Source organism: [Pseudopropionibacterium] massiliense (genome assembly GCF_900607225.1).
Lineage (GTDB): Bacteria > Actinomycetota > Actinomycetes > Propionibacteriales > Propionibacteriaceae > Arachnia > Arachnia massiliensis.
The window spans coordinates 1,770,383-1,796,866 of sequence record NZ_LR027842.1 but is presented as its reverse complement, the minus strand read 5'-3'; the positions used below and the strand labels follow the sequence as shown (position 1 = coordinate 1,796,866).

The following is a 26,484-nucleotide window of genomic DNA, read 5'->3' as shown; positions in this document are numbered from 1 at the left end:
CGCCGCCCGCGCATCGCGGGCAAGCTCACTGAACGAGGTCATAATCCGGGGTCCCCTCTCGGTCGGTCCGTCGCCGAGAAGGTGCACCCACGCCGGCGCTGGGCGGGCGGGTTCCATGTGCCCGGGCTTGGGCGTAAAGTGCAAACCGAGGCAGGTTCTCCTCGATTGCGGGTCCTTCGGGACGGCCCAGCTTGGGCGCTCATACACGTACTGCCTCCTCGACGGAGAGATACGTGTGACGAGAGGCCCGCCATGATCCGCCTGATCTGGACGCTCAGCGCCCACACCCGCTACTACCTGCGCCGCTACATGCCGACCAACCGGCTGCTCGACGCGATCCGACGCCGACGCAACTTGAAGTGGGGCATCCCCGCGATGCTCCTCGCCGTTCCCTACCTGCTGATCGCGAGTACTTGCACCAACGCCCTCGAACGGGTGCCCCAGGCTGGCTGCATCTGGTCGTGTTCTAATCGGTGTGGAACGCGATGAAGTTCATCATCATGGGGCCGATCAGCCTCGTCCTTCTGGTGCGCGCCCGTATCCGAGAGGCTGGTGCACGTCGCCGGGATCGAACACGTGAGACCCTGAACCGGACTCCGCGCCAGAAGGAACCGCCTACCTACGTCGCGGCGCGGTAGCCCTCGCCGGGATAGGCCTCACTTGACCGGCGTGCGTAGTCACGATCGCGGCGGTCCGAGGCCGGCCGCGAACCAACGCGCCCTATCGGTGTGTTGGTTGTCCCTTCGCGCGCCTGCCGGTCGCTCTAGAATTGAGCCTGAGCAGCACGGTCGCCCCCGACCTCGCGCTCACGGCGAGGGAGGATGATAGTGACAGACGCGACGCCACCTCAACGGGTAGACCCGCGCGACCTGCTCAGCGAGTGGGCGAACGTTTCCGACGAATGGGTCCGCTACATCGTGAGGCACGTGCTTAACGGCGGCGGTCCGCTCGGAAGCGAGGAGCAATCCAGAGCTTACGTCCTATTTCGTCAAGAGAAAGCCCTCGATACCCGCGAACTCCCCACGGAGGAGCCGCTTGTCACCCTAGAACGCGAGGATGAGGCGATCGAGCCGCTGACCCTTACCTCGCTCTCCGATGTCGTTGGTGTCAACGCCTTGGTAGAGGGCGGAGTCATCGAGCCGCATGCCGGCCTGACGATCCTGTTCGGAGAGAACGGCACAGGCAAAACGGGGTACTCCCGCATCTTCAAAGCCCTCGCGGCGAGCCGCACTGCCGACGTGATCCTCGGCGACATCGAAGCCGCATCGCCGCAGCCCCAATCAGCACTTGTCGGCTACATGCTCGGCACTGAAACGAAGACCTACACTTGGACCGGACAACAGGGCGTTGCGCCCTTCACCAGGATGTCTATCTTCGACAGCCCTTCTGTCAGCTTTCACGTCGATGACGACCTTGAGTACGTCTACGTGCCAGCAGCCCTGGCACTGTTCAATCACGTCATCACAGGAATCAAGTCGGTGCAAGCCCACATCGACCAGGCCGTCAAAGACCTACGATCTGGGTCCACAGGGCTTCTGCCCCGTTTCCCACGAACCGCCACGGTTTACCCGCTCATCGAGGCACTGGGAGCGTCCACTGATCTGGAACACCTGAGGTCGCTCGCCGACTCCGATCCCGACGTAGACACACGTATCGGTGACCTGCGCCGCACGGTCGCCGCTCTGGAGGCGGACACCATCAGCGCTGAGATCAAGCTGCAATGGCGAGTCGAACGCGTCTTGACGCAAGCTTCCCACGCGGCCACCGTGATGGCTGACTTCAACGTGGAGGCATACGGCCGCGAACGCGACACCCTCCACGGACTTGAAGAGGACTACCGCGCCTTCCGAGCCGCCCTGTTCGAGGCAGCCGACCTGCCGGCCGAGCCCGACGACACCTGGAGCACTTTCATCGAGGCCGGCGAGGCATACCAAGCACATCTCATCGCGGTCGGAGCACACGACGTCGATCGGTGCCTGTACTGCCGGCAGCCACTGAACGAAGCGGCGCGATCGCTGATCGCCAAGTACTCCGAATACCTCGAAGATAAGATCACCACTGATATCGCCGCTTCAAAGGCGCGGCTCCACGCACTTACAGAACCGGTCACCTCGATCCAAGTCAACGACATCTCTACCTTCGCCGACGAGTACGCAGACACTGAGGACAAGCCTCACTTCCACGTTCAACTCGACCGGACCCTAAGCACCATCGCGGAGCTATCCGAGCAGCTTCTCGCCGCTTCCGCTGTGAACATAGCGCTGACCGAACACGCCGGCACAGATGCGATAGCGCTCGGCTCGGCGCTGGATACCGCCAAGCAGGCCCTCGGTGAACTGAGGGCACAGGCAGCCACACGGGCTGACACCTTGGCCGAGAAGAAGAAGGAGCTCGTCGAGCTAGAAGCCGCAGCAGAACTGACGAAGTCGTGGACGCTCATCGAGTCACACGTACGCGACGCCAAGCAGGCTGACCGGCTCACGCTGCTCGCCAAGCCCATGCCTCGGCTCCTGCGCGCTGTAACCGGGCTGGCCAAGACCGCAAGTGACCAGATGATCAACGAGAGCTTTGATGCGCTCTTCAACGAAGAGTGCGCGGCACTTCGCGCGCCGGCGCTACACGTGGAGTTCGTCGGCCGCCAAGGTCGTGCACAACGCCGCAAGATCCTCAGCGGGAAACACAAGCCGTCCAAGGTGCTCTCCGAAGGAGAGCAGAAGGTCCTCGCAATAGCGGATTTCCTCGCCGAAGCGCGCCTCGCCGGAATCACCGCGCCGGTCATTTTCGATGATCCTGTCTCAAGCCTCGACCATCGCCGCATCAACGAAGTCGCGCAGCGCGTCGCGTCGCTCGCTGACACGACACAGGTCATCGTCTTCACCCACGACATCTTCTTCGCCAGTACGCTGCTTACGCTCATGGAGGCAACCAAGCGCTGTTCCTACTTCCAGATCACCGATGAAGAGGGCAAAGGAAAGGTCACCCGAGCGACAGGACCCCGCTGGGACAGCTTGAACAACATCAAGAAGAACATCAACGAGACCATCCAGGCAGCAAAGTCACAGGACGGCGATGCGCGGGCGGCACTGGTCCGCACGGGTTACGACTGGGTGCGCGCGTGGTGTGAGGTCTTCACCGAGACTGAACTACTCCAGGGCGTCACGCAGCGCTATCAACCCAACGTGCGCATGACCAACTTGCCCAAGATCAAGTCCGAAGCACTTCCCGCTGCGATCGATACCGTCAACCGCATCTTCGAGGAAGCATGCCGGTACATCGACGGCCACTCACAACCCCTGCCTAGTCTCGGGGTCAGCCCTACACTCGCCGGACTCGAAGCCCACTGGGCCGAGCTGACCGAAGCACGAACCGCATACAACGCGGCGACTTCTTAGGTCCTCTCAGCGACACAACCAGCCGCAGCGGAACCGAGTCCCAGCCACAGGCCCTCATGTCAGTCCTCGCGCTCGGCAGGCCGGGTGCGAAAGCTGTTCACCCGTTGTGCGTCGGAACCGTGAGGGAGAATGTAGCTGTGACTGAGTACATCCCTGAGGCAGAGGCGTACATCCGTTTTCGCCTGGACGAGCTCTCGTCGCGGAACGAGCATCATCGGTTCGAGGAGATCGCGACGCGGGTTGCTCAGAAGCGGATCAGCTCGAACATCTTGATCGCGACCGGGCCTGTCAGTTCGAGCGGCGATCAGCAGCGAGACGCGGAGACGTTCATAACCCGCCTCCCGAACGAGCTACCGCACTCGGCGGGCTTCGCGGCCGCCGCCTCCACGTCGCCGGTGGTGGTTGCCTGCACCGTCCAAAGCGGAAGCCTGAAACAGAAGGTCCTCAGTGACCTCGCCGGCATCTGCGCCGACGATGCGGCGGACGTTGACCACGTCGCGTTCTTCAGCGTGCACCCCATCTCCGAGGGCGTGACCCATGACCTCCAGCAGACCGCCCGCGAATCCTACGGAGTGACCCTGGACATCTTCTGCGGTGGCGACATCGCGACGTTCCTCGCCGAGGTTGACTTGGTGTGGGTCGCACGGCACTACCTCGAACTACCTTCGCATCTGGTCCCCACGCCGGAGGGTGAGCCAGCACCGCAGTGGTACGCGGACCTGATCGATGGGTTGCGTCACAACCATGGGCCAGTAGCCCTGACGCCAGCGGTACAAGGCGAGATCACCCACGGACTTCGACACGCGACCTGGGACGAGCACGCGAACGCCGACCTGCCGGAGTGGTTGGACTTCATGGGGGCGTTCCTGGCTGACTCCGCAGACGGCTCGGACACCGAGTTGGTATTCCGAGCGTGCTACGAGATGGCTATTGCACGGTTCCGGGGCATGGGCGTCGCGGCCGGAATCGAGGACTTGGTTCGTCGTGCCGTCGATTACGCGTGTACGAGCAGCCGACCGAACATCGTTGACGACGCTGTGACCCTCTGCTCGTACTGGGGGACGATGTGGATGACGGGGGTCGCGAAAGCCGAGGCATCCGAGATCAATGCTGCGATGGTGCGGCTACGATCACACCTCGTCAACCTGCTCGACGCAACAGATTCGGCGACACATCCTGTACGCGCAGCGACCTTGACGGGAACGCTTGCGTTCGCCCACCTGGTACCGGACTGGGAGCGCATCGAGACGACTGACGGCAAGCCCCCACCCGTCGAAGTTGCCTCCAACGTCGGAGTGAGACTCGACGAGTCCGCCGTCGATACCTCGGCAATACCGGTGTCGTACCTGTTCGCCTTCGATACGGCAATGTCCTATCTGGCGCAGTTGGTCGACCTACTGCCACGGGCTCGCGCCTATTCATCCAGCGAGCTCGCGCGTCTGTTCACAATGTACGCGCCAGCAGTCTCCGGGCATGCCGACTACGAAAAGGTCCGTGACGGCTTCGACACCGTGCTGGCCCAAGTACAGGGCGACGCCGCCACCGCCGAGCGATGCTGCGATCGCGCGATGGCCTTCGTGAGGGCCGGCCAACCCCTGAAGGCTCTGGCCGAACTGCATAACGCGAAAGCACGTTGGTTCAACGGGGACACCATCTACGACGCCATCCTCACGATTCGCTACCTGGGCTCTCTGTACGCCGGCCTCGGACTGATGTACGCGGCCAAGATGTACGCGTGCACCGCCGCCGCCCTGGCCATGATGAGCGACGACACCGACGTGCAGGTGCACGTGCCCAAGGCCCTGCTGGAGACAGCCCAGTACGCCCAGCAGGCCGGTACCTGGGTCGACGCAGCCCGACTCACCGAAGTTGCACTCCTCGCGCGCAACCAGATGCTGACCGATCCATTCGACTACGACAAACACCCCGACCTCGCAGCACACGACACCAACGCTGCCTTGGAGCTAGCCGGCATCCGCAGATTCTGGCCCGAGCTTGAACCACTGATCGAAGCAGCCCACAAGACAACGAACTGGTACAAACAGTTGGTCGAAGTCATCGAGCATGACGACTCACAATTCGACATGACCGAGCACGAGTTCCAGGCTCGCGTCGCCGAGCAGCTCGCTGGCCCACTCCTCGGCGATGTCGGCCACAGGCGGCTCATCGCCTTCCAAGCCCTCGGCATCCGCTGGACCTTCCAGTTCGACAACAACCGAGAGACGGTGCTGACCGCCGAGGGCTTCGTCGCCGCGCTCCAGGTCCTCTTGGCTGACATCGCACCGATGAACCCGGTCCTGATCAAGAGCACAGTTCGGGTCGCCGTAGACGTGAGACCCGGCGCCAGCAGACAAGACGACTCGATCGACATCGACGCCGCGGGGCCCGAGGTCCTGGCCAACGTTGCCCTATCGAACTCGCTGACGGGCCCCGAAGCGCGCAACAGGGCGATCCTCGCGATGTGCTACCAACTGCTCCACGCCGTCCACGTCCGCCCACCAGACGAACTGCAGGACCTCCTAGAGCCCCTACTCAGAGGCGGCCTCATTCACAAAGTGTCTATCGGTCGCCCCTATGAGGAGACCGCCGCCCTTCTGGACGACGATCACTACGCCCGATGCGCTGACGCAAGCAGGCCGTCGTCCTCCGACGCCTTCCAACCCACCGAGTGTGAGCACTTGCCGGCCTCCACCGTTACAGGTCCGGGCTATGACAGCGATGAGTCGCTGCAGGCCATCCGCGAACGGTACGAAGTTGCCAATGAGGCCCTGCGGTTCACGCTCCCCCGACTGTTGTCTGACCAAGCCGGGCGAGCGACCATTGTGAGGCTACGCAATGATGGTTGGCTCGACTGGCAAATTCTCGTCGCTCTAGTGAACACCTCCATGAACTGGCGGATGAAACGCGCAGGACTACGACCCGGTGTAGGCGACCCCCGGCGAGCGCTCGACCTTGCCCGCGAACCGGAGAGATCAGCTTCCCCGAAGATTCCGCTGTCAGAGTTCACCAACGACGTCGTCGACATGCACATCTTTACTCAGACGGTGTCAGTCGCCCGGCGGTGGAACCTCCGCGGACGGCCCGAAGCTCCCGGTGAGAACGCGATGCGTGACCTCCTGACCCGCCGGTACAGATACGCCACCGATGACATCCCACACCGTGACCTACTCGACTGCATCGACAAGGATGGAAACCTGCTCACACTGCTCGACATCCCCACCGACCACAGCAACGACGGCCACTGCGTCCGCGATGCCAACGAGTCCGCCTAGATACTCTCGGCAACGGCCGAATCCGGGAGTGCCCATGAACATTGAGCCGCGCGTAGCACACTCGACTACCCTCAAGTGGAAGGGAGCACGCCCGTGGATGTGAGTTCGATCATGTGCACCGTTGTGATCTGAGGGTCCCGTGCTTCACGTCTACCTCGATCAGTTCGCATGGATCGGTCTCGCCAGAGCAGCGCATGGCCGGCGGGACGGCGCGCGCTACCGCGATGCACTCGAGATGTGCCGGGCCACAAGGGCGCACGAAGTGGCATCATTCCCCCTCGATCGGTATCGGTACTGGGAGACAGCCAAGAACCACAACGACTGCTCGAGGAACCGCCTGGTCGACACGATGATCGAGTTGTCCGACTTCGACGCCATCATCACACCCAAGCAACTTTTTCAGTACGAGATCGACATCGCCCTACGCGCCCGTTTCGGACGGCCAAACGATGTGACTGCGCCTCGTGTCTTCGGACGAGGCATCGCGCACCTGACTGCCGGTGGCGTCCACAAATCCATGAGGCGGACCGACCAACGGACGGCCTCCGAAGACAAGAGCAGCGACCTCCGAACTCCGATCGACCGCCCGCTCGAAGAGCTACTACTGCGCGCAGGTCCAAGCACTCACGCACGCGCGAGCCTACCACTCGACTTAGTCAACGGGGGTGACTTGTTCGTGCGGCACGAAGTTAGCGTCGCTGAGGATATCGCGCGGCGGAAGGTGCCGCGCGCTGAGTTGCTTCCTGCGGTCGTCCACTCGGACCTCAACGATGTCGCCCCGGCCATCCGTGAGCGGGTCACGGCCGCGGGTATCAGCGCCACGGCAGTGACCGAGACTTTGGGTGGAGTTGGCCTGCTCCAACCCGTTGAGTCCCTCCCCACCCGCCGGGTGACGAACGCTCTGCGAGTGAGCAAGCACCTCCATCCGCGTTCGCACCAGAAGTGGAAGGCGAACGACTTCATCGACCTCGTCCAACTTCCCGCCTCCCGCGGTCTACTGCGACGTGGTGTTCACCGAGCAACAGTGGGTCCAAGCCTTGACGCGGGAGAAGGACGGCACGCTCGATGAGCGGTTCGACACCAAGCTCATCTTCGAACCCGAACAGCTGGTCGAGGTGCTGGTCGCCGCGAGTCTGTGACGGCGAAGGTGATGACCCTGGTCCATCGACGGGAGCGACAGGTGACTACGGCGCCGAGCGCGCAGACTGGTTCACCGCGAGTTGACGGCGCCTGCTGGAGCGAATCTCGACGCCCTTGGCGGCTAGCGCTCTTCTCACCGCCTGCTGGCTCACGCCGAAACGCAACCCGAACTCCATCAGCGTCAACCCGTCCGCGTACAACTCGACCGCTTCGGGCAGGTGGCACTCGTCAAGACCGCGCCTGCGGATAGGGACCGAGCGGCGGACCAGATGCGCAGCAGCCGTGCGGCGGTGCACACCGAACCGCTCTCCCAGCTTCACCAGCGTCGCGCCCGCATCGTAGAGGGCCACCAGTTCGTCTACCTGTGTCGAGCTCAGAAAAGTTTGAGTCATCCCAACTGCACGCACCATCCGACCCAGCGAGTCCACCACGGACGGCTCCAGCGGCCTCCGATCCCGTTGGTAGACCCCCGCGACCTGCGAGAAGTCACGGTTTTCAAGGCCAGGCAGGGGTTCTCGAATTATCTACGGAGGTCCACAAGAACGGAAACGAAACGTGATCCACTCTCACCCGCTCGCTGGTAAGACCGTCCCCTATGCTGTCCACGACAAGGAGCAACCTTATGCTGTGGGGTGACGACGACCTAAGCGCGCTGAGCGGCGAGCACCGCTTTGAGGCCAGAAAACAGCAACCCAACTCCGGGAGAGGGCAAAATGTGTGCACGAGAATTCGACATCAAACTCATCGACGCGGACATTGAAGAATTCAAAAATTTGCTCGATGTTTTCCGGGAGGTATTTGACTGGGGCGGTCGTGATCACCCCGATGAGGAGTATCTCCTGCGTCTGTTGAGGGACGAGAACCTGTTGGTAGTGGTTGCCAAGGTCGGAAACGAAGTGGTCGGTGGGTTGACGGCCTACGTTCTTCCTGGTTATGAAGTGGCGAGGCCCAGTGTTTATGTTCATGACCTGGGGGTGAAGAAGAGTTTTCAAGGCCAAGGGGTGGGGAAAAGCCTGATAAACCATCTGATGGACCATGCGAGGAATAATAATTTTCACGACATCTTTGTTGACACCGAACAAGATGACAATGAAGACACGATAGCCTTCTACAGGAAAACTCCTTTTGGCAGCGAAACAAAAGTGCTGCAATACGCCGTCAAGCTTTGATCTGGTGGCAAACCGACAAGCTTTGATGAGCGTGTGTCCGGCAATCGTGGGCCGATGTCGCGATGTGGATCAGCTTGCCGGGGGGCTGCTCGGTGTCGAGTGCTCCCACTTGGCGAGGGCGGGGTGTGTCGTACCCGAATGACTCTCAAGGCAGATCGCTACGGTGGAGGATGTGGGGCCCGGACGTCGTCGCACGTTCCGACCCCGACCCGTGCCGATTCACAAGGTCCGCTCACTGACGACAGGAGCTTCCATGTCCCCTCGCAAGAAGAAGACCGCATCCAAGAACACCGGGCCGGCCGTAACCCGTACCTCCTCGAAGAGCACCCTCAGCCCGACGAAGGTGACGGTGCCCCGCATCAAACGAGCGTTGGCCGACATCGGTGTGGGGGCGAGTGACCGGCCGGACGGTTCCCTCCTGACCCTGACCGACAACAGCATCATCTCCTTCTTCGTCTTCGCAGAGATGCTGAACGTCTCCATCCAGTGGATGTCCAACGCCTCGAGCCATTTGGAAGAGGCGCTGTGCGTTGTGGCCGACTCGTGGAACGTGAACGACAGCACGGTGGCGGCCGGCATCATCGTCTCGCCGCAGGAGGACATGGCGCGTCTGTGCGGGGCCATGAGGCTGCCGGTGGAGGTCGGGTTGACCGATGACCAGCTCGAACACTTCCTTCGTGACGCCATTGACGGATGCGGGTTCTTCGAGCGGTTCCTGGAGGAAGCATTCCCGCAGACGCGATTCGACGCCCTGGCCCAGCAGGCCGGGATCCGGATCCCGGACCCCGCGGAGGAGATCCTCGCCGAACTCGACGGGCAGCCCGAAGATGCCGTGGCCCAGTTGGTCGAACAGGCGCGTGCGGTCGCCGACACCGACATGGAACAGGCGGTGACGCTCCTGTCGCAGGCATCCGAGATCGCCAGGGCAGCCGACCTGGATCCAGTGTCAACCGGCATCAACGATGTTTTCGCCACCATGATGGAGAAAACCCTCGACTACCCGGGAGTCCAGGGAACCCAGGAAGCCGCTCTCGGTCAGGCCGTGCTCGAAGTGCTCAGGACGGAGAGCCGGGAACAGGACGGCGACGAGTCGCTTTCGGAGGTGACCGGGGAACCGGCGGTTCCTGAGGGCGGACATCAACACGACCACGGGATCCGGGAAATCCAGGATCTGGAGGATGAGATGCTGCGCCTGTTCGGGGCGGGAAACGCCGATTCCGCCGCGTCCGGCCTTCCCCGGATCACCTTCCCGCTCGTCCTGGATGCGCTGAGTGACGACTACGACTTCATCGAGAAGAACGGGGCCGCCGTGCTTTCGATCGGGGACAACGGACAGGAGATGGTGGTCACGGTGGAGGGCACGGAACTCGTCGTGACCTCTCGGTGGGACGGGGTGGACTGGGAAGCCCATGACATTTCAGGACCGCTGACGCTCAACGAGTGGAATGTGGACAACCATGCGCTGACGCTGCACAGCGGCATGGCCGATCGCGTGGGTGACGCGGCAGCCACTGGGGAGGAAAACCGGTCGAATGCCGCCGAGCCCAGCTCCACGGAGTTCCATGATTTCCTGGACGAGATCATCGCCCGCGCCTCGTGGTGCATGGGCGCGGGGGCGACCAAGGACCAGATTGCCGACATGCTGGCCACGGCCGCTGACGAGGTGGAGAGCATCGACGATTTTCTCCGCGCGGAACTTGAAATGTTCGACGCCATTGACATTGATGCCGACAAGTGACGCGCCGCCCCAGGAGAACTGGAATGGTACAACCAAGGACCGAAGGGTCGAGACGGTGCCGAACATCGTCGCTGTCGGCGTGGAATTGATCAGCGGGGACACGCCAACGCGCCTGCTTCTCGGCGCGCGGCTGCGCTGAACGATCCCGTCTCGGCGACCGCCCGGGCGTACCGCAGGCCCTCGATGCTCAAGCGTTTGGAGATAATCCCCACCTCATGACCTCAGTGTCCCGGCAGATGCTGTGAAGCTCACGTACGGGAGGGGGCGGGGAGTCCGGTCCGGACCCCGAACGGGTATCGACACGCGAGACGCTTGTTCCTACCATGGGGTGGACGAAGAGGAGTGCGTGATGCGCGATCTGCAAGGCGTTGCCGACACACTGTTCATTCCGCTGGTCGCGCGGATCCACGTGTCCAGGAGGTTCCCGGAGTACTTCTACGACGAGAAGGCGCTGTCGCTAGAAAGCTTTGTTCCCGGCGACGGCATCCGGAGATCCTCCTCGGAGTACATGTATCTGGCCTCGGTGGCGCGGTACCGCAATTTGGATCGGATCGTCAGGGAATTCGCCGGAAGAAACGGGGAGTGCAACGTCGTCAACCTCGGAGCCGGGCTGGAAACAGCCGCCTTCCGGCTGGCGGATTGCGGCGCGAGGTTCTACGAGATCGACCTGCCCGAGGTCATCGAGGCCAGGGAGAAGGTGATTCCCAAAGGCCCCGGCGAGGTCTTGATCGGTTGCGATGTCCTCTCCCTCGACTGGCTCCCGCGCATCGACGCGTCGATCCCGACGCTGTTCGTGGCCTCGGGGGTGTTCCAGTACTTCCGCGAGGACGACGTCGTCGGTCTTGCCCGGGAGCTCGGGGAATCCCTGCCGGGCAGTGAACTGGTGTTCGACGCCACGGACGAGGTGGGCATGAGGTACGCCAACAGATACGTCAAGAAGACCGGGAACACCACCGCCCCGATGAACTTCTACATCAACGACCCGGAGGCATTCGCCCGCGCATGCGGTGCGGAACTGCTCGAACAACGTCCTTTCTTCAAGGACATGGAGCCCGGCGTCAGGAGAAGGCTCAAGATCGGATCGCGCATCGCAATGATGGTGGCGGACCGCAAACGCCGCACGATCATCGTGCATCTCAAACTTCTGGGCAGGAAAAGCTGAGGCCCCGGGCCACGGGCCGGGGAGGAAAGGCCTTGACGCGGAAATGACGGATGACCGGCGAACACGGGAAGGGTCGGCCGTTGCTGCGACCCGTTTCCCGCGTGGCCGGGAAACCGTGATGGTGGATTGACCCGCCCCTGGTCTCAGCCGGCCAGCGCGACCCCGGCGTGGGCGATCACCGCGACCAGCAGCGTCGATGCGGCCGCCAGGCCAAAGGGCCGCAGGCCGACCTTCAGGAGATTCCTGACCCTCACCCCGCATCCCAGCCCGAACATGGCGGCCGCCAGCAGCAGGGTCTGCAGTGTCTCACCGGCGCCCAGCGCCGCCCCCGGCAACGCCACGAAGGAACGCAGCAGCACCATCGCCAGGAACCCGAGGATGAAAGGCGGCACGATCGGGGGAAGCTTCGTGCGCGACGCCTGCCGCCCGGGTACGTCCGATCGTTGAAGCCGGCGCTGCCGGAAACTCAGGACTGCGATCACGGGCGCCAGCAACAGCACACGAGCGAGTTTGACGACGACCGCGACGGCCAGCGCCCCACCGCCGATCACACCCCCGATCGCCACCACCTGGGCGATCTCGTGGGTGGATCCGCCCGCCCATTTTCCGGCGGCCACGACATCCAGGCCGAGCAGGCCCGCCACGAGCGGCACGAGGGGAATCATCAGGGTTCCGAAGATCACCACCAGCGCCACCGCCGTGATGGTGTCCTCCTCGGCCTCGTCGTCCGGATCGGTGACCCCGGCGGCCCCCGCCACGGCGGCGGCCCCGCAGATGGAGAATCCGCAGGCGATCAGCAGGGAAAGGTTCGGGGGGACCCGCAGCAGCCTTCCCAGCAGAACCGTTCCCAGCATTCCGCCCGTGACTATGCACGCGACCACCAGCAGCATCGGCACACCCAGGTCGATGATGCTGGTCAGCGACAACTTGAGCCCGAGAAGGATGATTCCCGCGCGCAGCAGCTTCTTCGCCGAGAAATCAATACCGGGGGAGAGGGCATCCGGCAGGTGGACGACATTGGTCAGGAGCACCCCCAGCACGATCGCGATGATCAACGCGCTGACACCGGGCAGGAACAGGTTGATTCCGTAGCCGATTCCGGCGGCGGCCAGGCACAACACACACCCGGGGAGCACGCGCCCAACCCAGGAGGGAACCGGGTCCTTCGTCGCGGGGGAGTCGGATCGTGCACGCGTCATGAGCCCTATCATCCACCCAAGGCCACATTTCCCACGAGAGTTGCCCGCCCGACCGCTGGACATGGCCCGGGAGGGTGCGGTTTCAGCACTCCACGACGTTGACGGCCAGTCCGCCTTCCGAGGTCTCCTTGTACTTCGAGAGCATGTCCTTGCCGGTCTGGTGCATCGTCTCGATCACGACGTCCAGGCTCACAGTGTGGCGTCCATCCCCCCACATGGCCATGCGGGCCGCGTTGATGGCCTTGCTGGCGGCGATGGCGTTTCGTTCGATGCAGGGAATCTGCACCAGCCCGGCGACCGGGTCGCATGTGAGTCCCAGTGAATGTTCCATGGCGATCTCCGCCGCGTTCTCCACCTGGCGGGGCGTGCCACCCAGGGCCTGCGCGAGACCCGCGGCCGCCATGGCCGAGGCCGAACCGACCTCACCCTGGCAGCCGACCTCCGCTCCCGCGATGGAGGCGTTCGTCTTGATGAGGGAACCGACGGCGGCGGCCGCCAGCAGGAAACGGTGCACCGCCTGGCGTCTCTTCGCGCTGTTTCCCTCCCGGTCCGCCGGGGAGAGACGGAAGGGGAAACGGCCATTCTGGTCGAGGGGAGTGAACATCCCGAAGGGCACCCCGGCCTCTGGGCAGTAGCAGGTCAGGAACCCGATGACGGCGGGAATCACGCCGGCCGCGCCGTTCGTCGGGGCGGTGACCACGCGATGGCCGGCGGCGTTCTCCTCGTTGACCGCCAAGGCGTAGAGGTTCACCCAGTCCATTGACCGCATCGGGTCCGCGTAGGTGGCGGCCCATTCCAAGGTGTCCGGGAGTTCACGGGGCTGGCAGGTTTCGCGTTCACGCAGCCGCTTCGCCAGGGTTCCGGCGCGGCGCAGTACGTTGAGGCCGCCGGGCAGGATCCCGTGTTCCTGGAGCCCCGCGTCGATGCAGTCGAACATCGTGTTCGCGACGAGATCGAGGTAGGCATCCACCTCGTCCTCGGATCGCATGGCGATCTCGTTCTCGTAAACCAGCTGGGCGATCGACAACCCGGACCTGTCGCAGGCGTTCAGCAACTCCATGGCCTTGCCGAAGGGATGGGGAAGGGCGGGTTGCGAAGCGTCCTCCTCCGTCACCGCCCGGTCCAGGGAGCGCACCTGCGGGGCCTGGGGGTCGTCGTTGGTCTGCTCCATGACGAACCCGCCGCCGATCGAGTAGTAGGTGCGGCGCAGAAGCGTCCCGTCGGTGGCGTCGCTGGCGGTGATCGTCAGGGCGTTGACGTGGTAGGGCAGTACCGTCCTGGGGACGAAACGCATGTCCTTGGTGATGTCGAATGGTACCTGTGCGATCCCGGCCACGGGCAGCTGGCCTGAGTCGGCCAAAGCTGGCAGCAGGGATTCGACCTCGGGAATCGACACGGTCTCGGGTGCGTGACCTCCGAGACCCAGCAGGACCGCCCGGTCGGTGCTGTGACCGCGTCCCGTCGCACCCAGGGAACCGAACAGGTCGACGGTGATGTGTCTGACCTCGTTCGCCCGTGGCGATCCCGCCAGCTCCGATACGAAGGCCGCCCCGGCGCGCATCGGGCCAACCGTGTGGGAGGAGGAGGGACCGATGCCCAGGCGGAACAGATCGACCACGGAGAGCGGGCGTGGGGAAACTGACGAGGTCGGTCTCGTCGCTGATACCGAGAGCGCTTGCATCACTCAATTGTTCCACTTGTGTTCCACTTGGAGACGCTCAGGGTCAGAAAACCTGGGGAAACCGAACCACCCCACCCCGGTGTATCAGCGAGTGGGACGCCGGGGCGGGTCGGCGGAGCGAAGTTTCGCCTTGGACCGGGTGGTTTCAGGGATGGGGTTGGCGAGATGGCGCAAAAGGTGCAGAGTGATCCCTGACAACAGACATGACGAAAGGCCCAGGATGTCTTCTCAGCCTCCATATCAGACGCCTCCGCAGGGATACGGCCCGAGCCGGCCTCAAGGTGGATGGGGTCAGCAACCGGCCCCCGGAATCCAGACCTCGATCTATGGGATGCCGGGAAGTCCTCAGCCTCTCGGATCCGGATTCCCGCTGTTCGCGGTCCTGGCAATGGGGGCAGGTGTACTGTCGCTCGTCGGGTCGGTTGGCTCATGGGCGACAGCCAAGGTTTTCGGGGTCGAGGGCAGCGTGAGTGGCATGGAGACGAGAGTGTGGGGGATCCTTGGCGTGTTGGCCCTCCTGTTCAGCATCGCCATCGTGGCCCTGGCTGGTCTGTCCGGGTTTCTGCCCGCCATGAAACGGATGTCCTGGTCGATGATTCCCGTGGCGGTCCTGGGGCTGATCAACCTGATCATGGTGTTCATCGCCATGACAAACATCAGCACGGGAAACAAGCAGACCTCCGGGTTGGCCCAGGCGAGCATGGGGTGGGGCCTGATCCTGCTGCTGATCAGCTCCATCGCCGTCATCGCAGCGGCCACCATTCACGTGATCCAGGCGATGAACGCCAATCGCGCAACCAGTGCCGGGGGAGCCGGCGGTCCGTATCCGTACCGGTACCAGGGAGGACCGCAGGGATACCAGGGGCAGGCGATGCCGGGTCAGCAGATCCCGAACGGATATGGAACACCCCAGGGCGGTCCCGGCGCCCAGGGCGGATACGGCCAAGGAGGTTACGGTCCCCAAGGGGGCTACGGGGGGCAGCAGGGAGGCCACGGGCAGAACGGCTACTGACCGACATCCACGCCCGGGACTATGGTGTCGTGTATCCGTGCGGATCGGCCCGTTCAGCCGCGTAGCAGATCACGGCGGCCGAGTGTGAAACCCCCGGCCAGCACCGCGGCCGCGGCGCCCGTGGCGAGCAGCAGCACCGCGAGGTCATCGGCCGCCTCGCCCGGGAGGCGGCCCACCCAATCGAGGGGGGACAACCGCCGTGCCCAGCCGGGCAGCTGCAGAATCTCCGCGAGCATCCCGACGACCAACGTCCAGACGGGAAAACCCCAGGACAGGAAACCCAGCCGCGGAGCCACTCCGATGAGCAGGGAACCGAACCCCACCATTGCGAGTGCGGGGGCCAGGAAGGCAGAGGCGGCGGCCAGATCGTTTACCAGCACCCCCGGATCGCCCGCCGCCCACCACTGGCACGTCCCGAGTGCGACGGCGGAGAGCATCAGCACCAGGGCGGTGACGAACAGGGCCAGACCGTTCCACCCGAGCCACCAGGCCCACCGGCCGTTCCTTCCGGACAGCAGCAACCCGAGGCGGGCCCGGGATTCCTCCGAGGCGAGCCTCAGGGCCACGGTGAGCCCGGCTGCGGTGGCCATGACCGAGGCGAGCAGTAGACCGATCTGCGGGGCCAGGTCGTCCGCTCTCCCGCCGAGGGCCGCGAGCAGGTTGGGATTCGCAGCGATCGTGTTGGCGAAGTCGTCGGTCATCACCCCCAGGAGCGCGACCCAGGTCACCGATCCCAGCAGCCAGCCCGGCACCGCCCCGCGTGTGGAACGCCATGCGAGCCCGGCAGGCCGGGAAAGCAGGCGCCCCGCTCCGGGACGACCGGGCCGGGCGGGAAGCAGCCCGGAGCCGAGGTCGCGGTTGGCCGTTCCCAGGATGGCGGAGGCCGCGCCTCCTGCAGCCAGCAGCGACAGCGAGAGCAGAGGCGGCCAGCGCAGGTCGTCCCAGGGGCGGACCTCGACCACCCAGCTCATCGGGGAGATCCAGACACCGGGCCAGTCCTGCGAGTCCACGATCATTCTGGTCAGGTAGCCGGCAAGGGCCAGCAGAAGGCCCAGGCCGTTCGCGGCCCGCGGTGTGCTGGCCACCTGGGCGGTCAGCAGACCCACCCCGGACCAGGCCAGGCCGAACCCGGCCATGGCCAGCGAATACCCGGCGCTGCCCGTCGCCGGGTATCCCAGCATCACCAAACCGGCCCAGCACCCCAGTTTGAACACCGCCCACGAGATGACCAGACTCATGAATGCCGCCGCCGGCACCGCGGTCCTGTGGACGCGGGTGGAGGTCAGCAGATCCAGCACGCCATTGGACTCGGGGGCGCGGGTGAGACGGACGGCCAGCAGCACACCGACCAGGGGAAGCAGCAGCTGCCCCATGAAACCGACCTCGTAGGCGGCGATACCACCCAGAACGTTCAGGTCGTAACCGCGTCCGTTCATGGTGATCTGAGCGGGGGAGGCCCCCATGGTCGCCGCGTAGATCGTCCGTTCGGTCTCCTCGCCGTACAGATCCTTCACTCCGGAAGCGATGGCGACGACCAGGGCCGCCAGCAGGGCGGGGGACAGGAGCAACCAGAGCCATGCGGTGCGCCACTGCGTCCTGAGCAGGGCCCACACCCCTGATCCGGTCCTCATCGGAGGTTCCCCTCGTAGCGCTGCCAGAACAGGTCGTCCAGGTTCGCGGGAGTGATGCTCAACTCGCGGGGAGCCGACGACAGGAGCGCCGAGACGGCCGGTACCACCTCATCGGACGACACCGAGAGATCCAGCAGCAACGGATCGTCGTTCGTCGCATGAACCGTTCCTGCCGGGAGGGCCCCGTCGGGCAACGGGTGATCGAGCCGCGCCCCGATGCGCACGCGCGCCTGGTCCCTGAGGTTGTCGAGGGAGTCGGTGACGATGGCGCGCCCGGCCCGGATGATCGTCACCTCATGGCAGAGCAACTCCACCTCGCTCATGATGTGACTGCTCAACAGGATCGTGCGACCCTCGGCAGCGATCTCCCGGATCGTCTCCACGAAACGGCGTTCCATCACCGGGTCCAGACCAGAGGTCGGCTCGTCCAGCAACAGTAGCGAGGCCCGGGTCGCCAAGGCCGAGATCAATGCCACCTTCTGCCTGTTGCCCTTGGAATAGCCGCTGACCCGGCGCCGGGGATCGAGTTTGAAACGTTCGATCAGCTGGTCGCGTCGTCTCCGGTCCTGGCTGCCCTGGAGGCGCCCCATCAGGTCGATGCACTCTCCTCCTGTGAGCCCGGGCCACAGGACGGTGTCGCCGGGAACGTAGGCGATGTGCTCGTGGATCAGCGGGGCGCAGCGCCAGGGATCGGCCCCGAACACCGCGGCCCTGCCGCCGTTCAGGCGGATCTGGCCCAGAAGCGCCCGGATCGTGGTCGACTTTCCCGCGCCGTTCGGCCCGAGGAAACCGTGCACGGTACCGCGCCGGACCCTCAGGTCGAGGCCTGCGAGCGCCTGGACGTTGCCAAAACGTTTGGCTGCACCCTCCAACACAATAGGAAAGTCAGTCTCAACTGCAAGTGGCTGTCGCATATGGTGATGGTACACCTCCACGGTCACGGCGTCGGCCTGTGGCAGGATCGTGGATCAGGACGGGGAAGGGGCCGTGTGGTGGCAGGACTCAGACAACGCAAGAAACAGGCCGCCATGCGGCACATCCAGCACACGGCTTTCGCCTTGTTCGAGGAGAAGGGTTTCGACAACGTCACGATTGAACAGGTGGCCGAAGCGGCCGACGTGTCGCAGTCGAGCATCTACCGCTACTTCGGGACCAAGGAAGGGCTCGTGTTCCGGGACGAGTACGACGACGCGATCTTCGGGACGACACTGGCGGAGCTCGAATCCGGAGCGACGGTCCTGGGTGCCCTCGACAAGGGCATGAGTGGCATGATCGAGGAACACTTCCACCGCGACCGCGACATCACCCTGGCCAGGACGAAACTGTGGGCGACGCACGAGGGTATCCGGGCGGCCGTCGGGCTGTACCTGACGAAGCTCTCGGAGCGGGTGGTCGAGGCCGTTGCGGCGGGGGGACGCTACGACGAGACGGAAGCGCGATTCATAGTGGCGGCGCTGTTGAACGGGATGCTGTCCGCGACCCTGAGCTGGCAGAAGGACGGGGCGTCGAGTTCCCTGGAGGAATACATGGACCGTGGCCTGTCGGCCCTGGCCCGGGTGTTCCGGGAGAACTGAGGCGTTTGGCCGTCCGGGAAGCGGGACGTAGGGTCGCCCCATGACCTTGTACCGAGGCGCTGACGGGACCGAGCTGTGGTTCGACGAGATCGGCCCGGCCGATGCCGATCCGGTGATCGTACTGGCCGGTGGGCCCGCCCGCCACCCCGCCTACCTGGGCGGCCTGGCCGGGCTCGGCGGGAGCAACCGGCTGATCCTGCCGCACCTGCGCGGAGTGGGGAAATCTCCCGCCGCCCCGGATCCCGGGCGCGCCACATGGGTGGGGCAGGCCGAGGACATTGCCCTGCTCGATCAGGCGCTCGGGGGTGGTCCCAAGCTGGTGCTGGCCCACTCGGCGGGCGCCCGGGTCGCCATTCGATACCTTCAGCAGAATCCCGCGCGGGTCAAGGGCCTCGCGCTGATCACCCCGGCCGTCGACTGGCTGGTTCATGCCACCCCGGACGGGCCGGAGATCGCGGCGCGACGCATGAAGGAAGAGGCCTTCCGCGACGCGTGGCGGGTCGTCACCGGTCCCAGGACCTACCGTGACGAACCGACGTTCAACCAGTGGCAACGAGCGATCGCCCCGGCGGGGTACGCCCACTGGGGGGAGACGGAACAGGCCCACTCGAGGGTTGGGGAATGCCGACTGGAGGCGGCCCTGGCCTACCTGGAGGCCGGGACCCCCGGCGATCTGCTCGACCGGATCTCTCAGGTCGAGGTTCCCGTCCTGAGCATCGCGGGAGCCGAGGACGCCCTGGTCGGCTGCTCACCGGTTCGTGCGTTGTCCGATGTTTTTGCCCGGGGCGAATTCGTGGCGATCGATGACTGCGGACACTACCCGTGGGTGGAGCAGCCCGCGGCGTTCGTCTCGGTGATCTCGGGTTTCACCGATTCGCTCCTGTTCTGGTCCCCCGATGAGGCACCGGGGGAGGAACAGGACCAAGGTCTTTTCTGACCGGAGGTCACTCCTCCTTCTTGCCGCCCTTCTCGTTGGGGTCGAGCATCAGCAGCAGCATCTTGCTGGGCTCCAGGGCCAGGACGGCGTGGGGGAGGCGGGTGCCGAAGTGCAGGATGTCCCCGGGGACGAGTTCGACGCTCTGCCCGTCGGCGTCGATGCGGAGCCGTCCCTCGAGCACCTGGACCACGGCGGGCATCGCGGCGGTGTGCTCGCTCAGGGCCTGGTCCTTGTCGAAGGAGAACAGCACCGCGCGGCAGGTCTCCGCCTTCATGATGGTGCGGGAAACGGTGGCGGCCTCGTTGATCTCGATCATGGGGGCCATGCCGTGGACGTAGCTCAGGACGGGATCGGTGGTCATTGTTTCCTTCCGGTTTCAAAGGGGTTTACGGGCCACCAGCGTGACCCCGCACATCGATGATTCGTACGTGGCAAAGGTCCGCCGCATCGACATGACCCTGCGGCGCAGATCGGGCTGGGTGATCAGGTTCTTCGCCATGCGCAACACCCCGGTGAGTCCCTCGTCCGCGATGTTGCGGCCCAGCTTCAACAGGGCCATCGGGGCGGTGCTGGTCCACTCGACGACCAATCCGTGGTCGGTCAGCAACTCGCTCCACTGAGCCAGGGTCATGGGCCGGGCATTGACGTGGATGGATCTGGCGAGTGCCTTCGAGATCTCCGAGCCGATCTCCGGGTCGATGTCGTCCGGCGTCAGCCCCAGCTCGTGGATCGCGTAAATACCGCCGGGTCGCAGGATCCGGGCCACCTCGGCGACGATCTCCGCCTTGCCGCGCGGGCTCTGCATCGTGAGCATGGCCTCGCCGATCACGGCGTCCGCGCAGGCGTCGTCGAGCCCGGTTTTCGCGGCATCGCCCTGGCGGCAGGAACCGCCCGCTGACCTTACCACCTCGTTGACGCGCGCCACGGCCGTGGCGTCGCTGTCAACTCCCGTGTACGACTTGGGGGCCGCCGCGAGAATTTCCTTCGCGGTGCGCCCGAGCCCGGGAGCCAACTCGACCACGTCTTTGTCACCGAGGGAGCAGCGTCCGAGCATGGCGCGGGTCAGTCCCAATCCCCCGGGCCGCAGCACCCGCTTGCCCGCGCGGGCCAGTACCCAGTGCCCCGGAGCCGTCTCGGTCGGCCGATTTGCGAAGGGAAGCGATTCGGAACCTGTGCTCACTTGTGCAAGATTAGCATTGCCAAAAAGCAATTCCCAGGGGGTTCAGGGGCGGGCCAGCGGCCAGGAGGCCACGGCCGCCGCGGCGGCCACGACGGCCAGCAGGAGCGAGATGGCGGGCAGGCTCAGCCACGCCCCCAGCCAGCCGGCGGCCGGGTATGCGATCAGATAACAGGCATGGCTCAGGGAGAACTGCGCCGCGAACACGGCCGGCTGGTCCTGCGCCTCGGCCGAGCGGCGGAGCAGGCGCGACGAAGGCGTCGCGATCAGCGACGTGGCGGCCCCCAGCAGGAACCAGACGAGCCCCAGCGCCACCCAGCGGATCGTTCCCGGCGGCATGTGGATGGCCGCGGCGGCCAGCACCAGGCCCACGGGAAGCAGAACGGCCCCGCTTCTCATCACGGAAAGGTCCACAAGCCGTTTGAGGGTCCGGGGCAGGACCAGCGCCACCAGCATCGACCCGGCGCCGTAGGCGGCCAGCAACCATGCCACCCCGGAGTCGTCGCCACCCAGCCGGGTCTTCACCAGCACGGCGGTGTTGACCAGGACCATCGCTATGCCGCAGGCGACCACCAGGTTGAGCACCAGCAGGGCACGCAGGTCCGGGGTGCGCAGGAAGATGCGCGCACCGCGGGTCAGCCGGTCCCGGAAGGGCGACTGGGTATCGGGCACCGGGGCGGGTGGGCGCGCCCAGAGCACCAGCGCGATCGAGGCGATGAAACCGAACACGGTACCCGCGAACAGGGTGTGGTAGCTCATCACGCTCAACAGAACGGCCGCCAGGGCGGGGGAGAGCAACGACTCCAGGTCGTAGGCCAGCCGCGACAGCGACAACGCCGCCGTGTACTCGTCCTCATCCGGCAGGACCTGCGGAATGGTGGCCTGGAAGGCCGGCGTGAAGGTGGCGGAGGCCGCCTGCAGGCCGAAGATCAACAGGTAGATCTGCCAGGGTTCCGTGACGAAGGGCAGGCACAGCGCCATGGTTGCGCGCACCGCATCGGAACCGACCAGCACCGTGGTCCGGGGCAGCCGGTTCACCAGGGCCGACATCACCGGCGAGATCGTCACGAAAGCGGCGATGCGGATCGTCAGGGCGGTGCCCATGACGATCCCGGCCTCGTTTCCCGCGACATCGACGGCCAGCAGGCCGAGGGCAACTGTCAGCAACCCCGTTCCGATCAGGGCCAGCACCTGCGCGGCGAACAAACGCGCATAGGTGCGATTGTGCAGTGCGGCCAACATCACGGCCTCCCGTGGTGCGCCGGATTCTCGTCAACGGCGTGTTCGGCCTGGAACAGGGCGTCGGTCACCAGCTGGCGGGCATGCTCGTTCGTGAGGCTGTAAAAGATGCGCTGCCCCTCCTGGCGGCTGGCGACGATGCGGGCCAACCGCAGCTTGGCGAGATGCTGGGAAACGGCGGCGGGAGCCTTCCCTACGGCCTCGGCGATCTGCCCGACGGAGAGTTCGCGATCCCGCAGCGCCAGGATGATACGCACCCTCGTCGGCTCGGCCAGCATCGAGAAGACCGCCACGGCGAGTTCGATGTACTCCGGGTCGGGGAAACCGAGGAAGGAGTTATCTGCATTCATATGCAGATGATTACATGCGCAGGTATCTGGGTCAATGGCGTCCCGGGTCTCGGGAGTTTTGTGGGCGGTGGCTGATATACCTGAGGTGCGACGAAGGGAGAACCGATGAGGTTCATCGCAACCGCCGACTGGCAACTGGGAATGGCCGCCCATTTCCTGGAGGACGACGCCCGTGCGCGGTTCCACCAGGCCCGGCTCGACGCCGTGGCCGAGATCGGGCGACTGGCCGCACGTCGCGATGCCGGTTTCGTGGTGGTCGGTGGTGACGTGTTCGAGTCGAACCAGCTCGATCGCGCGATCCTCCTCCGGGCGTTCGAGGCCCTGCGCGCATGCCCGGTGCCGGTGCTGCTGGTACCCGGCAATCATGATCCCCTGGACGCTTCCTCCATCTACCGGTCCCGGGCTTTCGTGGACAGGTGCCCCTCCCACGTCGTCGTCGCGGAGAGCTCGGAGCCCATCGAGCTGGTGCCCGGGGCCGAGGTTGTGGCGGCCCCTTGGTTCTCGAAACGTCCGGAGACCGATCTCGTGGCCGAGGCCTGCGCCGCTCTGCGGCCCCCTGCCGAGGGAGTGGTCCGTGTCCTGGTGGGACATGGCGCGGTGGCCTGTCTCAACCCGGACCGGGAATCGCTGGCCGCCATCGACGACGCGGCCCTGGCCGCAAGGATCAGCGAGGGCCTGATTCACTTCGCCGTTCTGGGAGACAGACATTCCCTCACCGAGGTGGCGCCCGGGATCTGGTATCCGGGTACCCCGGAGGTGACCGCCCGCCGCGAGACCGACCCCGGTAACGTCCTGCTCGTGGAGATCTCCGGCGGTTCACCGCGGGTGGAGGCGATCCGCACCGGGCGGTGGAGTTTCACCGTGCTGGAGGAGGACCTCTCCTCCCACGCCGACGTGAAGCGGCTGATCGCCCGCCTGCGGGACCTGCCCCACAAGGAACGCACCGTGGTCTGGCTGAAACTGCGCGGCACCCTGTCGGTCACGGAATCCGCGCGATTCGATGAAGAACTCGCCGAACTGGGGACCCTGTTCGCCGGGCTCGACACGTGGAACCGCCACACCGATCTCGTGGTCCTCCCCGATGACCACGACTTCACGGACCTGGGGCTGACCGGTTTCGCATCCGATGCCCTGCAGGAACTGGTCGGGCTGGGTGCCGGGAGCGCCACCGCACGGGACGCCCTGTCCCTGCTCCACCGGCTTGCAGGGGGCCCGTCATGAGGATCCACCGGATCACCCTGCGGAACTACCGTGGTACCGGGGAACGCACCTTGGAGCTCCGTGACGGGGTCACCGTGATCGAGGGCCGCAACGAGGTGGGAAAGTCCACCCTGGTCGAGGCGTTGCGGCACCTACGTCTCCACAAGGCCGGCACGAGCCGGAAGGAGGTGCGTGACACCCAGCCGGTGGGACGGGATGTCGGCCCCGAGGCCGAGGTGGAGCTCAGCACCGGCGAATACCGTCTCGTTTACTGCAAGCGATGGCTCAAGGGGAGGAAGACCGAACTGAACATCACCGCGCCGCACCACGAGAACCTGAGCGGGGACGAGGCTCACGAGCGTTTCCTTCAGATCATCGCGGAGACCACGGACGGCGGACTCTTCGAGGCCCTCGAGGTGGTGCAGGGTGACTCCTTGGGGCAGGCCAGCCTGGCCCGGCTGCCCGCGCTTCGCAGGGCGTTGGACGGGGTCGGCCCCTCGACCGAGGAGCACGACGCCCTCCTGGAGGTCGTCGAGAGGGAATACCTCAGGTACTTCACTCCCACGGGCAAACCGACCGGGGACTACGCCCAAGGACAGAAGAACCTGGAGATCCTGACCGAGCAGGTGTGCGTCCTCGAGGAGGCGAGCCGGGAGATCGAGTCCCTGACCGAGAAACACGAAAAGGCAGTCGCCGCTCGTGACGCCAAGGGAAAACGACTGGAGCAGGCGCACCTGCAGGAGGCAGAACTCGTCGAGGAGAGCAGGACCCTCGACGAACTCCGCCGGCGCGCGGACCGGGCGGCCGCGCAGGTTGCGGAAGCCAAGGCGGCCCGGGAGACCGCTGAGAAGCAGGCCCGCGAACGGGAGGATGCCAGGGCCCGGGTCCGAGAACTCGACGCCACCCTCGCGGAGACCCTGGCCGCAACCGAACGGACACGGCAACGCGCGAGCAGCGCGCAGGATGCCTTGGCGTCCTGCGTCGAGGAGGCGCGTGGCGCAGAGGAGGAAGAAGAAACCCTCCGGGCGCGGCTGCGCGAGATCGACAACCGTGTCCGGCAGGCCCGTGACTTGGCGGAGTTCGAAGCCCTCAAAGAGCGGCTGGAAGGCCTCACGGAAGCAGAACGACGGCTGCATGGAGCGGCGACCGTGCTGAACATCAACACCATCGACGACGAGACCTGCCGCATGCTGGAAAAACTCGAGGTCACCGCGCGGATCACCCGGGAGACCTGGGAGGCCAGGGCCGCCGGGATCATCGTCGAGGTGACGGGCATGACGCTCTTGGAAGGGGAAGCTCTTGAACCCGGAACCCACGGCCCGATCCCGGTCAAGACCCCTGTTGCCGTCGAGATCCCCGGCCATGCGAGGATCACGGTTTCTCCCGGCGACGGGACCGACGACGTGGAACGCAAGGCCCGCGAGGCCGAGAAGGCCTTGGCCGAGGCGCTGGCGGGCCACGGTGTTCCCGACGTCGCCGCGGCCCGGGTGATGGCGGGGGAGAACGACCGGGCCGGGCGGGAGCGGGATGCGGCCAGCGAGACTATCCGGATGATCCTCGGGGACGAGAACGACGCCGAGCTGCGGGCCCGCGCCGAGGCGCTGGCCGAATCCGTGGGGAACGTGGATGCCGGGGGACTGGCCGGCGCGGAGGAGGAGCGTTCCGGGATCGCCGCGGCCGTCGAGGCGGCCGCGGCCCGGACGGCCGGCGCGCGCGTGGCGCTGGAATCCGCACGGGTCACTCAGCAGGAGGCGCGGGAGGACCTGATCCGTGAGGAGGCCGAGCTGCGCAGCCTCGAGGCCCGCAGGGATGACGCCTCGACCAGCCTGGAGGCCGCACGGGCCGGTACCCCGGATGAACGGATCCGGGAGGCCGTGACCGAGACCACCGCCGCCCTCGAGAAATGCGTCGCCGAACAGGATGCAGTGAATGAGGAACTGGAGCTCGCCGATGCCGCCGGCCTGGACGCCCGCCTCGGGAACGCCCGCGCGGTGGTGACCCGATTGACGAAGGAGCGCAGGGACCTGGACGAGGAACTGACCAGGCTCTCCACGCTGCTCGACGACCGGCTGGCCGGGGGCACCTACGACAGGCTGTCCGAGGCCCGCGCCCGGCTGGAACAGGCGGAGGCGCGGCAGGCCTCCCGGCAGCGGGCGGCCGATGCGGTGAACCTGCTCAGGGAGACACTGAACCGTCACCGTGCCGAGGCCCAGCTGCGCTACGTCGCCCCGTTCCGGGAGCGCATCGAATCCCTGGGGCGGCTCGTCTTCGGTCCGGACCTGGCGGTCGAGGTGACCCCGGAGCTCAACATCGCATCCCGCACCCTGGTGGGTGAGACGGTGCCCTTCCAATCGTTGTCCAGCGGTGCCCGCGAGCAGCTCTCCCTGCTCGGCAGGCTGGCCTGCGCGCAGCTCGTCCAACCCGGTGAGGGAGTGCCCCTGATCATTGATGACGCCCTCGGGTTCGCCGACCCCGATCGCCTGGCTCGTCTGGGAGCGGTCCTGAACCGCGTCGGGAAGGGCCTCCAGACGATCATCCTCACCTGCCAGCCGGAACGTTTCGACCACATCGGGGGTGCGCACGTGATACGCCTCTGACCCAGAGATGAGCG

21 protein-coding genes are annotated in these 26,484 nt (G+C 65.5%); 12 read left to right on the top strand and 9 right to left on the bottom strand.

Annotated features, from left to right (window positions below; genetic code table 11):
• Positions 1-252 precede the first annotated feature (252 nt).
• The 4 genes from E0E39_RS16100 to E0E39_RS16590 all read left to right on the top strand — a co-directional run bounded on the left by E0E39_RS16100 (position 253) and on the right by E0E39_RS16590 (position 7,803).
• Positions 253-489, top strand: a complete 237-nt coding sequence (locus tag E0E39_RS16100; protein WP_207302453.1) for a hypothetical protein — start codon at positions 253-255, stop codon at positions 487-489.
• A 338-nt stretch (positions 490-827) separates the two neighbouring features.
• Entirely contained in the window at positions 828-3,392 is a 2,565-nt protein-coding gene (locus E0E39_RS07985; protein WP_207302452.1) for an AAA family ATPase, read from the top strand.
• Positions 3,393-3,529: 137 nt separating this feature from the next.
• Positions 3,530-6,664, top strand: coding sequence for a hypothetical protein (locus tag E0E39_RS07980; RefSeq protein ID WP_130874268.1), 3,135 nt, complete (start codon positions 3,530-3,532; stop codon positions 6,662-6,664).
• Positions 6,665-7,668: 1,004 nt separating this feature from the next.
• Positions 7,669-7,803, top strand: coding sequence for a hypothetical protein (locus tag E0E39_RS16590; protein WP_281275582.1), 135 nt, complete (start codon positions 7,669-7,671; stop codon positions 7,801-7,803).
• 45 nt (positions 7,804-7,848) lie between these two features.
• On the opposite strand, the gene E0E39_RS07975 is transcribed toward E0E39_RS16590, so the two are convergent.
• On the bottom strand, positions 7,849-8,235 hold the full coding sequence (locus tag E0E39_RS07975) for a hypothetical protein (protein ID WP_245988237.1): 387 nt from the start codon (positions 8,233-8,235) through the stop codon (positions 7,849-7,851).
• A gap of 282 nt (positions 8,236-8,517) precedes the next feature.
• On the opposite strand from E0E39_RS07975, the gene E0E39_RS07970 reads away from it, so the two are divergent.
• The 3 genes from E0E39_RS07970 (at position 8,518) to E0E39_RS07955 (ending at position 11,873) form a co-directional block, all read left to right on the top strand.
• Complete coding sequence (locus tag E0E39_RS07970) at positions 8,518-8,973, top strand: GNAT family N-acetyltransferase (protein ID WP_130874267.1); 456 nt, start codon at positions 8,518-8,520, stop codon at positions 8,971-8,973.
• Positions 8,974-9,226: 253 nt separating this feature from the next.
• Positions 9,227-10,711: a type III secretion system chaperone family protein gene (locus E0E39_RS07965; RefSeq protein WP_130874266.1), complete on the top strand. Its 1,485-nt coding sequence runs from the start codon at positions 9,227-9,229 to the stop codon at positions 10,709-10,711.
• A gap of 349 nt (positions 10,712-11,060) precedes the next feature.
• On the top strand, positions 11,061-11,873 hold the full coding sequence (locus E0E39_RS07955; protein ID WP_130874265.1) for a class I SAM-dependent methyltransferase: 813 nt from the start codon (positions 11,061-11,063) through the stop codon (positions 11,871-11,873).
• 143 nt (positions 11,874-12,016) lie between these two features.
• Here E0E39_RS07955 and E0E39_RS07950 read toward each other — a convergent pair whose 3' ends face one another.
• Both E0E39_RS07950 and E0E39_RS07945 read right to left on the bottom strand, forming a co-directional pair.
• On the bottom strand, positions 12,017-13,072 hold the full coding sequence (locus tag E0E39_RS07950) for a YeiH family protein (RefSeq protein WP_130874264.1): 1,056 nt from the start codon (positions 13,070-13,072) through the stop codon (positions 12,017-12,019).
• Positions 13,073-13,154: 82 nt separating this feature from the next.
• On the bottom strand, positions 13,155-14,753 hold the full coding sequence (locus E0E39_RS07945) for an L-serine ammonia-lyase, iron-sulfur-dependent, subunit alpha (RefSeq protein ID WP_165444691.1): 1,599 nt from the start codon (positions 14,751-14,753) through the stop codon (positions 13,155-13,157).
• A gap of 475 nt (positions 14,754-15,228) precedes the next feature.
• Here E0E39_RS07945 and E0E39_RS07940 point away from each other — a divergent pair, with 475 nt between their 5' ends.
• Positions 15,229-15,765, top strand: a complete 537-nt coding sequence (locus E0E39_RS07940; protein WP_130874262.1) for a hypothetical protein — start codon at positions 15,229-15,231, stop codon at positions 15,763-15,765.
• Positions 15,766-15,818: 53 nt separating this feature from the next.
• Here E0E39_RS07940 and E0E39_RS07935 read toward each other — a convergent pair whose 3' ends face one another.
• A complete protein-coding gene (locus E0E39_RS07935) occupies positions 15,819-17,396 on the bottom strand; it encodes an ABC transporter permease (protein WP_130874261.1) in 1,578 nt (525 codons plus the stop codon).
• Entirely contained in the window at positions 17,393-18,271 is an 879-nt protein-coding gene (locus E0E39_RS07930; protein ID WP_130874260.1) for an ABC transporter ATP-binding protein, read from the bottom strand. The genes E0E39_RS07935 and E0E39_RS07930 overlap by 4 nt, the downstream gene beginning before the upstream one ends.
• A 117-nt stretch (positions 18,272-18,388) precedes the next feature.
• Between E0E39_RS07930 and E0E39_RS07925 the strand changes: the two genes are divergently transcribed.
• On the top strand, positions 18,389-18,970 hold the full coding sequence (locus E0E39_RS07925) for a TetR/AcrR family transcriptional regulator (RefSeq protein ID WP_207302451.1): 582 nt from the start codon (positions 18,389-18,391) through the stop codon (positions 18,968-18,970).
• Positions 18,971-19,010: 40 nt separating this feature from the next.
• The gene (locus tag E0E39_RS07920; protein WP_130874258.1) at positions 19,011-19,907 is read left to right on the top strand and encodes an alpha/beta fold hydrolase; all 897 of its coding nucleotides are present in this window, start codon (positions 19,011-19,013) and stop codon (positions 19,905-19,907) included.
• Positions 19,908-19,914: 7 nt separating this feature from the next.
• On the opposite strand, the gene E0E39_RS07915 is transcribed toward E0E39_RS07920, so the two are convergent.
• The 4 genes from E0E39_RS07915 to E0E39_RS07900 are packed head-to-tail and all read right to left on the bottom strand — an operon-like array spanning position 19,915 to position 22,673.
• Positions 19,915-20,268: a cupin domain-containing protein gene (locus E0E39_RS07915; RefSeq protein ID WP_130874257.1), complete on the bottom strand. Its 354-nt coding sequence runs from the start codon at positions 20,266-20,268 to the stop codon at positions 19,915-19,917.
• Between the two features lie 15 nt (positions 20,269-20,283).
• Positions 20,284-21,087 (bottom strand): class I SAM-dependent methyltransferase, encoded by an 804-nt coding sequence (locus tag E0E39_RS07910; protein WP_165444689.1) that lies wholly within the window; start codon positions 21,085-21,087, stop codon positions 20,284-20,286.
• Positions 21,088-21,129: 42 nt separating this feature from the next.
• Positions 21,130-22,326: an MFS transporter gene (locus tag E0E39_RS07905; protein ID WP_130874255.1), complete on the bottom strand. Its 1,197-nt coding sequence runs from the start codon at positions 22,324-22,326 to the stop codon at positions 21,130-21,132.
• The gene (locus E0E39_RS07900) at positions 22,326-22,673 is read right to left on the bottom strand and encodes an ArsR/SmtB family transcription factor (RefSeq protein WP_130874254.1); all 348 of its coding nucleotides are present in this window, start codon (positions 22,671-22,673) and stop codon (positions 22,326-22,328) included. Before E0E39_RS07900 ends, E0E39_RS07905 begins: the two co-directional genes overlap by 1 nt.
• Positions 22,674-22,778: 105 nt before the next feature.
• Here E0E39_RS07900 and E0E39_RS07895 point away from each other — a divergent pair, with 105 nt between their 5' ends.
• On the top strand, positions 22,779-23,894 hold the full coding sequence (locus E0E39_RS07895) for a metallophosphoesterase family protein (protein WP_130874253.1): 1,116 nt from the start codon (positions 22,779-22,781) through the stop codon (positions 23,892-23,894).
• Positions 23,891-26,470 (top strand): AAA family ATPase, encoded by a 2,580-nt coding sequence (locus tag E0E39_RS07890; RefSeq protein WP_130874252.1) that lies wholly within the window; start codon positions 23,891-23,893, stop codon positions 26,468-26,470. Before E0E39_RS07895 ends, E0E39_RS07890 begins: the two co-directional genes overlap by 4 nt.
• Positions 26,471-26,484 lie beyond the last annotated feature (14 nt).

What these genes read in the sequence shown, in the direction of transcription:
- E0E39_RS07950 (WP_130874264.1), bottom strand. Translation starts at nt 13,072, where the DNA reads ATGACGCGTGCACGATCCGACTCCCCCGCGACGAAGGACCCGGTTCCC.
- E0E39_RS07890 (WP_130874252.1), top strand. Translation starts at nt 23,891, where the DNA reads ATGAGGATCCACCGGATCACCCTGCGGAACTACCGTGGTACCGGGGAA.
- E0E39_RS07915 (WP_130874257.1), bottom strand. Translation starts at nt 20,268, where the DNA reads ATGACCACCGATCCCGTCCTGAGCTACGTCCACGGCATGGCCCCCATG.
- E0E39_RS07945 (WP_165444691.1), bottom strand. Translation starts at nt 14,753, where the DNA reads ATGCAAGCGCTCTCGGTATCAGCGACGAGACCGACCTCGTCAGTTTCC.
- E0E39_RS07920 (WP_130874258.1), top strand. Translation starts at nt 19,011, where the DNA reads ATGACCTTGTACCGAGGCGCTGACGGGACCGAGCTGTGGTTCGACGAG.
- E0E39_RS16100 (WP_207302453.1), top strand. Translation starts at nt 253, where the DNA reads ATGATCCGCCTGATCTGGACGCTCAGCGCCCACACCCGCTACTACCTG.
- E0E39_RS07970 (WP_130874267.1), top strand. Translation starts at nt 8,518, where the DNA reads ATGTGTGCACGAGAATTCGACATCAAACTCATCGACGCGGACATTGAA.
- E0E39_RS07965 (WP_130874266.1), top strand. Translation starts at nt 9,227, where the DNA reads ATGTCCCCTCGCAAGAAGAAGACCGCATCCAAGAACACCGGGCCGGCC.
- E0E39_RS07955 (WP_130874265.1), top strand. Translation starts at nt 11,061, where the DNA reads ATGCGCGATCTGCAAGGCGTTGCCGACACACTGTTCATTCCGCTGGTC.
- E0E39_RS07900 (WP_130874254.1), bottom strand. Translation starts at nt 22,673, where the DNA reads ATGAATGCAGATAACTCCTTCCTCGGTTTCCCCGACCCGGAGTACATC.
- E0E39_RS07935 (WP_130874261.1), bottom strand. Translation starts at nt 17,396, where the DNA reads ATGAGGACCGGATCAGGGGTGTGGGCCCTGCTCAGGACGCAGTGGCGC.
- E0E39_RS07905 (WP_130874255.1), bottom strand. Translation starts at nt 22,326, where the DNA reads ATGTTGGCCGCACTGCACAATCGCACCTATGCGCGTTTGTTCGCCGCG.
- E0E39_RS07940 (WP_130874262.1), top strand. Translation starts at nt 15,229, where the DNA reads ATGGAGACGAGAGTGTGGGGGATCCTTGGCGTGTTGGCCCTCCTGTTC.
- E0E39_RS07895 (WP_130874253.1), top strand. Translation starts at nt 22,779, where the DNA reads ATGAGGTTCATCGCAACCGCCGACTGGCAACTGGGAATGGCCGCCCAT.